Annotated in this window: 11 protein-coding genes; 10 read left to right on the top strand and 1 reads right to left on the bottom strand. The window is 44.0% G+C overall.

Features of this window, described 5'->3' with window-relative positions; all coding sequences use genetic code 11:
• Window positions 1–16: 16 nt before the first annotated feature.
• The 9 genes from DN752_RS11730 (at window position 17) to DN752_RS11690 (ending at window position 10,198) form a co-directional block, all read left to right on the top strand.
• Window positions 17–709, top strand: a complete 693-nt coding sequence (locus tag DN752_RS11730; protein ID WP_112784116.1) for a ComF family protein — start codon at window positions 17–19, stop codon at window positions 707–709.
• Window positions 710–1,639: 930 nt separating this feature from the next.
• The gene (locus DN752_RS11725; protein WP_112784115.1) at window positions 1,640–3,001 is read left to right on the top strand and encodes a sulfatase family protein; all 1,362 of its coding nucleotides are present in this window, start codon (window positions 1,640–1,642) and stop codon (window positions 2,999–3,001) included.
• A gap of 430 nt (window positions 3,002–3,431) precedes the next feature.
• A complete protein-coding gene (locus tag DN752_RS11720; RefSeq protein WP_112784114.1) occupies window positions 3,432–3,902 on the top strand; it encodes a hypothetical protein in 471 nt (156 codons plus the stop codon).
• A gap of 53 nt (window positions 3,903–3,955) precedes the next feature.
• Complete coding sequence (locus tag DN752_RS11715; RefSeq protein ID WP_112784113.1) at window positions 3,956–4,327, top strand: VOC family protein; 372 nt, start codon at window positions 3,956–3,958, stop codon at window positions 4,325–4,327.
• A 121-nt stretch (window positions 4,328–4,448) separates the two neighbouring features.
• Window positions 4,449–4,949: a hypothetical protein gene (locus tag DN752_RS11710; RefSeq protein ID WP_112784112.1), complete on the top strand. Its 501-nt coding sequence runs from the start codon at window positions 4,449–4,451 to the stop codon at window positions 4,947–4,949.
• Window positions 4,950–5,069: 120 nt separating this feature from the next.
• A complete protein-coding gene (locus tag DN752_RS11705) occupies window positions 5,070–5,699 on the top strand; it encodes a hypothetical protein (protein ID WP_112784111.1) in 630 nt (209 codons plus the stop codon).
• 27 nt (window positions 5,700–5,726) lie between these two features.
• A complete protein-coding gene (locus tag DN752_RS11700; protein WP_112784110.1) occupies window positions 5,727–6,485 on the top strand; it encodes an SDR family NAD(P)-dependent oxidoreductase in 759 nt (252 codons plus the stop codon).
• 189 nt (window positions 6,486–6,674) lie between these two features.
• Window positions 6,675–8,105 carry a pyridoxal phosphate-dependent decarboxylase family protein gene (locus DN752_RS11695; protein WP_112784109.1) on the top strand — a complete coding sequence of 477 codons (1,431 nt, stop codon included), beginning with the start codon at window positions 6,675–6,677 and terminating at the stop codon, window positions 8,103–8,105.
• Window positions 8,106–9,265: 1,160 nt separating this feature from the next.
• On the top strand, window positions 9,266–10,198 hold the full coding sequence (locus tag DN752_RS11690) for a hydrogen peroxide-inducible genes activator (protein ID WP_112784108.1): 933 nt from the start codon (window positions 9,266–9,268) through the stop codon (window positions 10,196–10,198).
• 262 nt (window positions 10,199–10,460) lie between these two features.
• On the opposite strand, the gene DN752_RS11685 is transcribed toward DN752_RS11690, so the two are convergent.
• Window positions 10,461–11,009, bottom strand: a complete 549-nt coding sequence (locus DN752_RS11685; RefSeq protein ID WP_170134451.1) for an RNA methyltransferase — start codon at window positions 11,007–11,009, stop codon at window positions 10,461–10,463.
• Window positions 11,010–11,098: 89 nt separating this feature from the next.
• On the opposite strand from DN752_RS11685, the gene mutS reads away from it, so the two are divergent.
• Complete coding sequence (mutS, locus tag DN752_RS11680; RefSeq protein ID WP_112784107.1) at window positions 11,099–13,708, top strand: DNA mismatch repair protein MutS; 2,610 nt, start codon at window positions 11,099–11,101, stop codon at window positions 13,706–13,708.
• Window positions 13,709–13,798 lie beyond the last annotated feature (90 nt).

Here is a 13,798-nt window from a genome sequence, read left to right as displayed (position 1 = left end):
ACAACCCTTTTTCCTAATGCGTTTCACATTTTTCAATGATTTTTTGGCTTTGGTATTTCCGCAGACCTGTGCGGTATGTCGGAGCAGCCTGTTTGATTTTGAAGAATTGGTCTGTAGGTCATGCCAAGTGCAACTTCCCACCACTACTTATCACCAACGTCCGAACAATAATGATTTGGCCATAAAAATCATGGGACTAACGCAGGTTGGTCGTGTGATGGCTTTTTTGCGGTATACCAAAAAGGGTGTCAGTCAGCAACTACTCCACCAGCTCAAATACCGCAACCAACCCGAAATGGGTGTGCTACTGGGTAAAATGTACGGAGAAGAATTGGTCAGAAGTGGCTATAAAGATATTTGGGATGGGATATTTGCGATTCCCTTGCATCCTGCCAAACAAAAGCGAAGAGGGTATAATCAGAGCATGATGTTTGCTGAGGGACTTTCCGATGCCTTGGGCTCGCCTGTCCACGACTCACTTGTACGTACCAAGTTCACAAGTACCCAAACCAATAAGTCCAGAATGGAACGGATCGCCAATGTGGAGAATGTTTTTTCATTGGTTTCAGCTGCTGATGTAAGGGATAAAAAACTACTTTTAGTAGATGACGTGATGACCACTGGCGCAACACTCGCCGTGGCCGCCAATGTGTTGCTGGCCGCCGGGGCTGCCCAAGTGGATCTAGCGGTCATTGCTGCTGGGAAATAATGGTGATTTCTTTTATAGGTTAATTTATACGATGGTTTTTTATCAGTTTTTATCGTCTCATACCGTAGGCATGAAAGCTTGGTAACAGCCACGAGCATCAGTCCTCTGTTATGTGCCGTAGGTACATCACATTTACTTTCCTTACCCGTGTCCAGTACCTACTGCACTGTTGAGATGCTTTATCCACTTTCTATTACCAAGCTAACGCTCCTAGCGGAGCGTGCTTACTGGCGCTACTGCCTGTCCTGAGCAGGTCGAAGCGTGTAATCGGGAACTTGTAAAATCTCCGTTTTACATCTCAATCAGCCAGGACATTTTCTGGAAGTGTCAATTATTCGGTTTTAATACAGGGAAATTGCTCTTAAACTATTAGTAAAGAGATGTCAGCCTGAGCGGACCTGTCTACCCAACCATAGCCGTTAGGCTAACGCAAGTAAGCTGCTGAAAATCTATATCCTTATTGATGTTTGTGCTCTTCACAAATGGCCTAGGGGGATTACAAATCCCCATTATTCCGGTTCGGGATTCCAAATCCCGAACAGCTAAGTTGGTGTATTTGTGGCAGCTGGTGTGCCAATATCAACTTAAACCCGGAATATGTATTAGCCTATCTACGCCACGGCGCACAGGTGTTGCGACCTGAAACTGATTTTCTTGCAATTTCAGCTCTCACTACGATTCCTAATGCATAATCCGGGTTAAACTGACGGCTATGGTCTATCCACCAGGTAGGGTCGAGGACTAGACGTTGGACCTCGACTACGCTCGGTATCACTCTTTTTGCTTGAATTAAATAACTTCATGGGGTTAAAAGCGATTTCCCTGGATTTTAATATTATCCTTCATAATTATAGCACTAAATCGATTAAATACATAGATTAGTACTGGACTATTAATGTATTAATTACCAATAACAATAAACAGCCCAAAATGAAACACCTGATATTAGCATGTATTAGCCTTGTTTTCTGGTCCTGTGGTGAAAGTACTTCCCAAGAAACAACCACTGCCAAGCCTCATATCATTATCATCTATACGGATGACATGGGCATTGGGGACCTATCGTGTTATAATAGCGGCTGGGTGACCACGCCAAATATTGATAAGCTGGCCGCCAATGGGCTGAAATTTAACCAATATTATTCGGCAGCGCCAGTTTGCTCACCGTCTCGCGTCGGTATTACCACGGGGATGTTTCCGACCGAATGGGGGATCAATACATTCCTACACAGCCGTAAAGGCAATGCGAACTGCGAGCAATTTGACTATTTGGATCCTGCTGCTCCATCCATGGCCCGCGTGCTGAAGACTGTCGGCTACAAAACCAGTCATGTCGGAAAATGGCATATGGGCGGTGGCCGTGATGTGGACGATGCTCCGCAGATTACCGAATATGGGTTTGATGAATATACCACTACCTATGAAGGCCCCGATCCTGATCAGCTGATCACCGCTTCCAACTGGATTTGGAGCGAGAAAGACAGCATTGAGCGATGGGAAAGGACAGGGTATTTTGTGGACAAGACCTTGGATTTTCTGGCAAGAAATAAAGAACAACCTTGTTTTGTGAACTTTTGGCCCGATGATATGCACGATCCCTGGATTCCCAATGAAGAATTTTATGATCAGCGAGACACCTGGCCGAGCAAGCCCAACTTTATTCCCGTACTCAAAGAATACGATCGGCAGATCGGCAAGTTAATGGCCGGACTGGAGGAATTGGGCATTGCCGAAAATACGATGATCATCTTCACCAGTGATAATGGTGCTTACCCGACTTATGAACATATCCGCACAAACAGCCAGCGGGGTTCTAAAAACAGCCTGTATGAGGGAGGAATACGGATGCCATTTATCGTCAGCTGGCCAGCAGCTATCCAAAAGGATCAAACGGATAGCGAAACTATTATTGCGGCAGTTGATTTACTGCCGAGTTTGGCAAGCCTCACGGGAGCCCAATTGCCGGATGGATACGCCTTTTCAGGACAGGATCTAAGTACAGCCCTAACGGGCAAAAGCCCACAGTCCAGAAACAAGGACCTTTTCTGGGATTTTGGAAGAAATGAACACTTCAACCGCCCCCGTCAGCCCCATCACCAAAGCCCTCACTTGGCCGTTCGCCATGAAAACTGGAAATTATTGGTCAATTCCGATAGTACCCAATTGGAGCTCTATGATCTGGAAAAGGATATCAATGAAACCACCAACGTAGCGGATCAGCAACCGCAATTGGCTGGAAAACTGAGCCATGAAGTGATCCAGTGGTACTGGGAAAAACGGAAAATAAGGTGAAAAGAGGTAAGTGTCAGCCAAAGTAATGGCTAAGGATGTTTTGCATCAGTGGCCTGTATGCTCTTGCCCAACTTTGATTTTACGTTGGCAGATCAGCAACAGTTAATTTATGATTTTCCTGATCAGGTTGCTTGCGTTACTAGAGGATTTAATTATTGCTTAACACTCAACTTTGGTAATAATGACTTTTTTACCTTGCATTCTAACCTATTTTAATGACTGTAATTGATTTAAAATCAATGATTTAATACATTGCTCCTAGGTAAATCGCTTTTAAACTATATAGTAAAGAGATGTCAGCCTGAGCGTAGTCGAAGGCTAGACGTTGGACTTCGACTACGCTCGGTCTGACGCTCTTTGCCTGAATACTTCATTGGGTTAAAAACGATTTCCCTGATTGCTACCTGTTGTAATTTTACGTTAACATATAATGAAAAAGCCAGTTGTTTTTTTGATCGTTCTTTTGGCCATCGGTATCAATTCATGCAGTGATAAAAGTACTGGGGATGGGCTGAAACAAAACAAAAACAGTTATGTAAAAGTAGATCTCTCAGAAAAAACTAATCCTGGAGAGCTGGATAGGACAGCATTGGTTGGGAACTGGGAACATACGGGAAATCCATTTGATGAAACTGATCCCAACAAAAGAATCAAGAGATTTGAGCTTAAGCCCGATTCTTCTGCAAAAGTATCTTATCTGGATAAGGAAGTAGTGGGAAGATGGCATTGGAAAGAAGTTGATCTAAGCGAAGGTACAAGGGAGTTTAAAATGTATATTTCTGGACTAATACTTGAATTTTCTAGAAATGGTAAAAGTAAAGTCTTTTTCAGTTTGAAGTTGGACACTATCAAAGTGGATGCCCCAATGACATTAGAGAAGGGCAAATTCAAGAAATTATAGAAATTACTTATCACAATTATTCGTAAATTCATGGGAAACCAAATTGATCAACCATGAAACTCGGTACTTTTTCCATAAGTCTTACAGTCAAGGACCTAAAGGCTTCCAAATCGTTTTACGAAAAATTAGGGTTTACCGTATTTGGCGGCAGTGAAGACCATCATTACCTGATCATGAAAAATGGCAATGCCTCGATTGGCCTATTTCAGGGGATGTTTGACAAAAATATACTTACCTTCAATCCAGGTTGGGATGAAAATGCCCAAAAGCTGGAAGGCTTTGATGATGTCCGCGAAATTCAACGAAAACTTAAAGAAAGTGGTCTGCAGCTAGACCAGGAAGCCAATCCATCAACAAAAGGGCCAGCCAGCATCGTCCTATCCGATCCTGACGGAAATCCCATTTTGATAGACCAACATGTATGAATGTTAGCTGATAATTTAAAATTATGGACGTTGTGCTAGGTCTTCGCCCCAGCACCAAACAGCACTGAGTCGCTGACTCCACCAACCAAAAAAGCACCTCAATGCTTTCTACTCAATACTTATGACTCCAATATCTACAGCCCAATTTAGAATTGAAGGACAGGAATTAGTGTTACTAAGAAAAGGTTTTCCCTATAAGCGGATAGTTTTACGGGAGATTGATAAGGTAGAATTTACCAAAGGCTCTAAAGTTAACAATCCACTATTGCTTGGTTTTTTTGGAATAGCCCTCCTCAGTATGGCTATTTATTCAGCCAGTACTGTGCTGGAAATAAGTCAAGGTTTTATAAGTGGTTACGATAATTTTAAAAATACTGGCTCAATTATGCGCGTATTATTTGTTTGGTTGATTATGTTTGGGCTACTGGGGTTTATAGGGATATTTTCTTTATATGAGGCTTTTTGGCCAGTAAGGATTTTAAAAGTTAATGCTGGAAAGAAAAGATACGTTTTTGAATTAAAAAAAACGGATGAGAATGGTCAGTATAAATCACTTATCAAGGTATTTAGGCAAAGCATAGCTGTGGACGGAATAATCATTTATAGTCCCCAAATTCCTTGAATTGAATAGGCTTCAAGTTGTTTGTGGTCTCCTTCCCAGCATCAAACAGCACTGAGTCGCTGACTCCACCAACCAAAAAAGCAGCAGCCCATTACGCTCGACAACATACAAAAAGATAATATGACCAAATACCTTTGGTATGCCAGTTACGGTTCTAACCTTTTGGAAGAAAGGTTCCTTTGTTATATCAGGGGTGGTAAACCCTTGGGCGCCACGAAAACCTACGAAGGCTGTGTGGATAAGTCGCTTCCAACCGCTAAAAAGGGACTTGAAATGCCTTATGGACTATATTTTGCGCAGCAAGCGAAAATATGGAATGGCGGTGGCGTAGCATTTATCCACAGTGATGGCCGTGGTTCCGAAAGGACCTTGGCCTGCATGTACCGGATTACTGAAGAGCAGTTTTATGACGTGGTCAAGCAGGAAAATGGGCTTCCGCAACGACCAGAAATTGATTTGGATAAGGTGATTGCTCAGGGAAAGATGTTACTTGGAAAAGAGCGTTGGTATGACCAGTTACTGTACCTCGGCAAGGAGGATGGTGAACCCATCTTTACTTTTACCGCCAAGGAATTGTTTCAGCCATATGTGGAGCCGCATGAATCCTACCTCGGAACCATAATCAGGGGAATAAAAGAGGTGCATGGATTGACTGATGAAGAAATTTTTGACTATTTGGCAATGAAAGAGGGCATTAGGAACACCCCCGTCCAAGCTGATCTAAAAAAATTGATTAGCTCTAGTAAGTAACCGAACAACAAAATTTTCGATCCTACTATGAATATTTCTTTAGAAAACCAACGCATTCTCGTCACTGGCGCTTCCCGTGGAATAGGCTGCGCTATTGCGGAGCAACTTTCTGCCTCGGGCGCAGAAGTGTTGATCCATTACCATAAAAACCAAGCCGCGGCCAAGGAGTTGCAGCAGCAATTACCTACTACCAGCCATATCGTCCCGTGCGATCTTGGTGATTTGGAGCAGGTGAAGGGCTGGATTCCACGGTTGGTGGATAAATATGGGGAAATCGATGCAGTAATCAATAATGCTGGCATTGCAGTTTCTGTATCGGATGAGGCGGCTACCGATCAGTGGACAGCCACCTGGCTCCACACGATGACGGTCAATGTCAATGCCTTGGCAGTCATTACGAAGGAATTTGTCCAACACGCCCGCCTCCATAAAAGCGGAAGAGTGGTCAATATCAGTTCGCGTGCAGCTTTTCAAGGAGATACGCCCGATTATTTGGCCTATGCTTCCTCTAAGTCCGCTTTGGTAGGATTTACGAGGTCTGTTGCGCGGTATTATGGCAAAGAAGGCATTCGGGCATTTATCATTGCCCCGGGATTTGTCCGAACGGACATGGCTCAGGATTTTATGGATCAATACGGCGAGGACTTCGCCCTCCATGACATTGCACTGGAGCGACTTACTGAGCCAAAAGATATTGCACCGATGGTATGTTTGCTGGTTTCTGGCCTTGCAGACCATGCGACCGGTAGCACCATCGATATTAATGCTGGTTCTTATGTGCATTAGTGGGGTTAGTAGTGAGATGTGAGTCTTGAGACATGAGTAGTGAGATATGAGACGTGAGACTTGAGATCCTCCCCGCCACGGCGGGGAGGTTAGGTGGGGTTATTTTGGAGCAAAGAGAAACACAATAGGATTTTAGTAAATGACTAGCGATTACAATAATTGATAATGAAAACGAATAATCGACCTTAAATGGATAACCGCGACTTTAGAAAGCATGCCCATCAGTTGGTCGACTGGATGGCTGATTATTTGGAGCAAAAAGAGAACTATCCCGTAACTCCTGATATTAAGCCGGGAGAGATTTATGATAAGTTTCCCGACAAGGCACCGGAAGATCCCGCAACGTTTGATGAGATTTTTGCGGATTTTGAAGAAGTGATACTGCCTGGAATGACGCACTGGCAACATCCGATGTTTTTCGGTTACTTTCCAGCAAATACTTCTGCGCCATCTATCATGGCCGAGATGCTCATGTCCACATTGGGTGCCCAGTGTATGTCCTGGCTAACGTCTCCGGCTGCTACCGAACTGGAAGAAAGAGTGGTCAATTGGCTGCGAGATGCCAAAGGACTGAATTCCACGTGGAAAGGTGTCATCCAGGATACTGCTTCTACGGCTACGCTATGTGCTATTTTGGCCGCTAGGGAACGAGCAAGCAAATTTTCTGTTAATGAAAAGGGCTTCTGTGGCCAGGAGAAATTCAGGGTGTATAGCTCTGAGCACGCCCATTCGTCGGTGGATAAGGCAATGCGAATAGCGGGACTGGGGCATCAAAATCTGGTAAAAATCCCCGTGGACACCAGTTTCGCCATGATCCCGGAGGCTTTGGAAAGCGCTATAGAAGCGGATATACAAAATGGATTTACACCATTGTGCGTAGTTTCGGCTTTGGGAACGACCAGTTCGGCGGCCATTGACCCTATTGGAGAGATCGGAAAATTAGCTGCTCGATTTGAAATGTGGCATCATATCGACGCAGCCTATGCCGGCACTGCCCTCCTACTTCCGGAATTTCGCTGGATGATTGAGGGACATGAGTTGGCCGACAGCTATGTCTTCAATCCGCACAAATGGATGTTTACAAACTTTGATTGCTCGGTGCTTTTTGTAAAAAATGCTGATGATCTTGTCCACACATTTTCCATGACCACCGAATACCTTAAAACTGATCAAGATGAGCATGTGCATAACTACCGTGATTGGGGGATTCAGTTGGGACGTAGGTTTCGCGCTTTGAAGCTTTGGTGGGTGATCAGGTCCTATGGTTTGGCAGGAATTCGTGAAAAGCTCAGAGGGCATATTAGACATACGAAATTGGCAAAAAAATGGATTGAAAATGAAGAAAATGTAATAGTGGAAACAGCTAGTGTTTTGAATGTCATTTGTTTCCGATTTGTGGAAAAGTCACTATCCACACCCCAACAAAATGCCTTTAACAAGGCTTGGATGGATGGAGTAAATGCCAGTGGAAAAGTCTTTTTCACTTCGACTATATTAAACGGAGCATTCGTGATTCGATGGGTCATCGGCCAGACGGACGTAAAAAGGGAGCATGTCCTAATGGCTTGCGATTGCCTAAAATCCGAACTGGAAACTGTGAAAAGGGTGTTTACCATTTAAAAAGTATTCTTCTTAAGACTATGTGGATAACATGTTTAGAACCTTGAATATTAATGGATAAGGAATTTTTGGTATAGGGAATCTTAGAGACCTCAGTGCGTGACTTTGTGCACTTAGTGGTTAGTTGTTTTAACCACAAAGGTCACCAAGGTTCACAAAGGGCACAGAGTGAGTTATGATTTTTGGGATAATGGGTAATTCAGTTAGTACTTTAATATAGACGGATAATCAATTTTTTGGTTTGGCGAGTCTTTGTGACCTCAGTGCTTGCTTAGTGTACTTAGTGGTTAGTCTTTTTAACCACAGAGGTCACCAAGGTTCACAAAGGTCGCAGAGTGAGTTATGATTTTTGGAATAATGGGTAATTCAGTTAGTACTTGAATATAGACGGATAAGGAATTTTTGGTTTAAGTAATCTTAGAGACCTCAGTGCGTTGCTTTGTGGACTTAGTGGTTAGTTGTTTTAACCACAGAGGTCACCAAGGTTCACGAAGGGCGCAGAGTGAATTATGATTTTTGGAATAATGGGTAATTCAGTTAGTACTTGAATATAGACGGATAAGGAATTTTTGGTATAGGGAATCTTAGAGACCTCAGTGCATGGCTTTGTGGACTTAGTGGTTAGTTGTTTTAACCACAGAGGTCACCAAGGTTCACGAAGGGCGCAGAGTGAGTTATGATTTTTGGAATAATGGGTAATTCAGTTAGTACTTGAATATAGACGGATAATCAATTTTTTGGTTTGGCGAGTCTTTGTGACCTCAGTGCGTTGCTTTGTGCACTTAGTGGTTAGTCTTTTTAACCACAGAGGTCACCAAGGTTCACGAAGGGCACAGAGTGAGTTATGATTTTTGGAATAATGGGTAATTCAGTTAGTACTTGAATATAGACGGATAATCAATTTTTTGGTTTGGCGAGTCTTTGTGACCTCAGTGCGTTGCTTTGTGCACTTAGTGGTTAGTCTTTTTAACCATAGAGGTCACCAAGGTTCACGAAGGGCACAGAGTGAGTTATGGTTTTTATAACGACGAATGATTGAGCTTGATAGCATAAACTGGTATAAAAGCGATTTCCTAGGTGTTTTTTATTTAAAATGAGTCTAAATAAAAAGAAAGCTTTATATTTGCATAAGTTTTTGATCGCTAAAAACAATTTAGCAAATGACTATTCAGCAATTAGAATATGTGCTGGCTGTGGATAAGCACCGCCATTTTGGACATGCAGCCGAAGCTTGTTTTGTCACCCAACCCACCCTAAGTGCCCAAATACACAAGTTGGAAAGGGAGTTGGACGTGGTAATTTTTGACCGTTCGAAGATGCCGGTGATTCCGACAGAGATCGGCCAACAGCTGATCGAGCAAGCCAAAAGGGTGGTCTCTGAGAGCAAGGGCATTTATGAGATGATTTCACAAGCCAAAGGAAATATTAGTGGAGTGATCAAACTGGGCATTATTCCGACCTTGGCCCCCTACCTTTTGCATCTTTTTATCCGCAATTTTCTAGAGAAGTATCCCAATGTGCAGCTACAGGTGGAAGAGTTGATCACCGAAGAAATCATCAAGCGCCTGCGAAATGATGAGCTGGATATGGGCATCGTGGTGACGCCATTAGAAGAACAGGGAATTGTGGAAAAACCCATGTTTTATGAACGGTTTTATGCCTATCTTTCCAAAAACCATCGGCTATTGTCAAAGCAAAATATTGAGGTGAAAGATCTTATGGCAGACGATTTTTGGGTACTTCAGCAGGGACATTGTTTCCGGGATCAAGTATTAAGTATCTGCGATCAGTCAAAGTTTCAGCGAATGAACTTTCATTATGAAAGTGGCTCGTTGGAAGGCTTAAAAAATATGGTCAATCGCTATCAAGGAGTTACCCTGCTTCCGGAATTGGCTACTTTTGACCTTAGTGAGGAAGAAAAATCACGCATAAGGTCTTTTGGTGGGGAGGAGCCTACGAGAGAAGTGAGCATTGTGCTGACCAGGAGTTTTTTGAAAAAGCGTCTGGTAGAATTGCTCTATAATGAAGTCACTGAAGCCATTCCTGAAGATATGACCTCTAAAGCACATGGTAAAGTGGTGAAGTTCAAATAATAAAGTTTTCTTGGAAATTAATAGGAGAATTTTAGTGCAAAGGTCTTAGCTGATTTTCCGAAGGTTACCAATTCGTTTTGCAGTAGCTGGACGATTATTCCTTTGGTATTAAACCCGGAATATGCATTAGCCTATCTGTTGCGACCTTAAACTGCTTAAAAATCAGCCGTTTCACTTTAGTTTTCGGCATTACCGTAGCGGTGCTACGCTAATGCCTCCAAACTAACTGATTTTCTTGCAATTTCAGCTCTCACTACGATTCCTAACGCATAATCCGGGTTAATCCACCCACTTTTGATACAAAATCCCAAATGGCAATACCCATGCTCACCGAGATATTTAGGGAATGCTTGGTGCCCATTTGGGGGATTTCCAAGACATGGTCACTGGCCAAGATGACTTCTTCTTCTACCCCAAATACCTCATTGCCAAATACTAATGCGTACCTTTCGTCCTTATCAGGGATGAACTCATTTAGCTTTGTGCTGTTTTCCACTTGCTCCAGTGAACAGATTGTAAAATTTTGCTCTTTTAACCTGGCAATGGCTTCCAATGTACTCGTTGCATATTCCCATTCCACGGATTCGGTGGCGCCAAGGGCCGTTTTCTGAATATCACGATGTGGCGGGGTGCCGGTGATGCCGCAGAGGTAGATCTTCTGAATCCTAAAAGCATCCGAAGTCCGAAAAGCCGATCCTACATTGTTCAGGCTACGGATGTTGTCGAGGGCGATGACCAGAGGGATTTTATCGGATGATTTGAACTCATCGACGGACAAGCGGTTAAGCTCATCCATGGTTAATTTTTTCATTCGGTTTTTGTTTACCTTTTTGAATCGATTAATTTCAGCCTTTGAATAATTACCAAAATTAACACGAAAGATTTAAAATCCGGTAAAAGATGGCCAAAGCAAAGGCAAAAGCAGCGAAGGAAACGCCCCTGATGAAGCAGTACAACAGCATCAAAGCCAAGCACCCAGGCGCTTTGCTGCTGTTCAGGGTGGGGGATTTCTACGAGACATTTGGGGAAGATGCTGTCAAAGCCAGCAAGGTTTTGGACATCGTCCTCACCAAGCGTGCCAATGGTGCCGCCAGTCATATCGAGTTGGCGGGTTTTCCACACCATTCGCTGGACAGCTACCTGCCCAAGCTGGTGCGCGCCGGCAATCGTGTGGCCATTTGTGACCAACTGGAAGATCCTAAAGAAGTCAAGGGCATCGTCAAAAGAGGCGTCACCGAGCTGGTCACCCCGGGACTGTCCTTTAACGACAACGTCCTCGACAAGCGCCGCAACAATTACCTGGCCTCGATCTATTTTGGCAAACAGAGCTTAGGGATCGCATTCTTGGACTTATCCACAGGAGAATTTATGTCTGCCGAGGGCAATGCTTCCTATATCGAAAAACTCCTCCAGAGCTTTAGCCCATCTGAGATCATTTATTCCAAGGCGGATAAAATCAAAGCAGCAGAATTGTTAAAGGATGATTTCACCACCTTCCACTGCGAAGACTGGGTATTCCAGTTTGACTACACCTATGAAAGGCTTACTGATCACTTCCAAACAGCCAATCTCAAGGGCTTTGGCATCGAAAACCTAGAGCAGGGCATCATCGCGGCAGGAGCCATTCTCTATTACCTGGAAGAAACCGAGCACAAGGAAGTCAAGCACATTGCAGCGATTTCACGGATTGCCGAGGAGAAATTTGTCTGGCTGGACAAATTCACCATTCGAAACCTAGAGCTGGTTTATCCACAGCAGGACGGTGGAGTGCCCCTGATCCAAATCCTTGACCAGACGGTGACTCCGATGGGCTCACGGATGATGAAAAAATGGATGGTACTGCCCCTGAAGGAAAAAGCCCCCATCGAAGAGCGGCTGAAAGTCGTGGACCATTTCCATGCAGAGCAGGACCTGGCCGAAGAAATCCTCAATCACCTGAAACATATTGGTGACTTGGAAAGGCTGATCTCCAAAGTGGCCGTGGCACGGATCAATCCCCGTGAGATGAACCAGCTAAAAAAGGCCCTGAAAAGCACCATGCCTATCAAGGAATTGCTCAAGAAGCAAAAGAATCCTTCCCTCAAAAAGCTAGGTGACCAGATCAATGCTTGCGAATTTCTACTAGAAAAAATAGAAAAGGAGCTCAAGGAAGATGCCCCCATGCTCACCCATCAGGGCAATATCATCTGTGACGGCGTGGACCCAGAACTGGACGAGTACCGCAAACTGTCCACTTCCGGTAAGGACTACCTCGTGCAGATACAGCAAAGGGAAATCCAACGTACCGGCATCAGCTCCCTAAAGATCGCCTATAACAAAGTCTTCGGCTATTACCTTGAAGTCTCCAATACCCATAAAGATAAAGTGCCTTCCGAATGGATCAGAAAGCAGACTTTGGTCAATGCGGAAAGATACATCACCGAAGAACTCAAAGAATACGAAGATAAAATCCTCCATGCGGAGGAAAAGTTGGTGGTCTTGGAGCACAAGTACTTTAATCTCTTGGTGCAAAGTGCCGGTGAATATGTCATCCAAATTCAGGAGAATGCCCGGATATTGGCCACTGTGGATTGTTTGCTTTCCTTTGCGTTCATTGCAGCCCAAAATGGCTACTGTCGTCCAAAAGTCGCCGATACAGAAAGCCTGGAAATCAAAGATGGTCGTCATCCAGTGATCGAAAAGCAACTTCCCATCGGGGAAGACTATGTGCCCAATGACATCTACCTGGACAATAGCACCCAGCAGATCATCATCATCACCGGCCCCAATATGGCGGGTAAGTCGGCATTGCTTCGCCAGACTGCATTGATTGTGCTGATGGCCCAGATGGGGAGTTTTGTCCCTGCTTCGTATGCGCGAATTGGCATTATCGATAAAGTGTTTACGCGAGTGGGCGCATCGGATAATCTATCCAAGGGAGAATCTACCTTTATGGTGGAAATGACCGAAACAGCCAGTATTCTGAACAACCTCTCTGATCGCAGCTTGGTGCTTATGGACGAAATCGGCCGTGGCACTTCCACCTATGATGGGATATCCATTGCCTGGTCCATCGTGGAGTTCCTGCACAATCACCCTAAGTTCAATGCCAAAACGCTCTTTGCGACGCACTATCATGAGCTTAACCAGCTGGCAGAAGATTTTCCAAAGGTGAAAAACTTCAACGTTTCTGTAAAGGAGGTGGCCGACAAGGTGATCTTTATGCGAAAACTAAAAGAAGGTGGCAGTGAGCACAGCTTTGGGATCCACGTGGCACAGATGGCCGGTATGCCTAATCCGGTGGTGCTTCGTGCTTCTGAAATCATGGGGCATTTGGAAAAGGACAAAGACATGAACCAGCAGAAAGAAAAGATGAAAGATGTGCCTAAAAACAACTTTCAGCTGAGTCTTTTTGAGATCGATCCGAAGTTCAAAGAAGCCCAGGAATTATTGGACAGCATAGACATCAACACCATTTCCCCCGTGGAAGCCTTGCTAAAACTCAATGAAATCAAGAAAAAACTGGACTAAAAAAATCTCCTTGAAAATCAGTAAGGTAGCACCATAATGTGAGAAATCTTAAAAAATATTGAGTGTGATATTTGTGGTTTTGAAAAAGCT

Source organism: Echinicola strongylocentroti (assembly GCF_003260975.1).
Lineage (GTDB): Bacteria > Bacteroidota > Bacteroidia > Cytophagales > Cyclobacteriaceae > Echinicola > Echinicola strongylocentroti.
This window is presented reverse-complemented; position numbering and strand designations above follow the sequence as displayed.

What these genes read in the sequence shown, in the direction of transcription:
- DN752_RS11730 (WP_112784116.1), top strand. Translation starts at nt 17, where the DNA reads ATGCGTTTCACATTTTTCAATGATTTTTTGGCTTTGGTATTTCCGCAG.
- DN752_RS11725 (WP_112784115.1), top strand. Translation starts at nt 1,640, where the DNA reads ATGAAACACCTGATATTAGCATGTATTAGCCTTGTTTTCTGGTCCTGT.
- DN752_RS11720 (WP_112784114.1), top strand. Translation starts at nt 3,432, where the DNA reads ATGAAAAAGCCAGTTGTTTTTTTGATCGTTCTTTTGGCCATCGGTATC.
- DN752_RS11715 (WP_112784113.1), top strand. Translation starts at nt 3,956, where the DNA reads ATGAAACTCGGTACTTTTTCCATAAGTCTTACAGTCAAGGACCTAAAG.
- DN752_RS11710 (WP_112784112.1), top strand. Translation starts at nt 4,449, where the DNA reads ATGACTCCAATATCTACAGCCCAATTTAGAATTGAAGGACAGGAATTA.
- DN752_RS11705 (WP_112784111.1), top strand. Translation starts at nt 5,070, where the DNA reads ATGACCAAATACCTTTGGTATGCCAGTTACGGTTCTAACCTTTTGGAA.
- DN752_RS11700 (WP_112784110.1), top strand. Translation starts at nt 5,727, where the DNA reads ATGAATATTTCTTTAGAAAACCAACGCATTCTCGTCACTGGCGCTTCC.
- DN752_RS11695 (WP_112784109.1), top strand. Translation starts at nt 6,675, where the DNA reads ATGGATAACCGCGACTTTAGAAAGCATGCCCATCAGTTGGTCGACTGG.
- DN752_RS11690 (WP_112784108.1), top strand. Translation starts at nt 9,266, where the DNA reads ATGACTATTCAGCAATTAGAATATGTGCTGGCTGTGGATAAGCACCGC.
- DN752_RS11685 (WP_170134451.1), bottom strand. Translation starts at nt 11,009, where the DNA reads ATGAAAAAATTAACCATGGATGAGCTTAACCGCTTGTCCGTCGATGAG.
- mutS (WP_112784107.1), top strand. Translation starts at nt 11,099, where the DNA reads ATGGCCAAAGCAAAGGCAAAAGCAGCGAAGGAAACGCCCCTGATGAAG.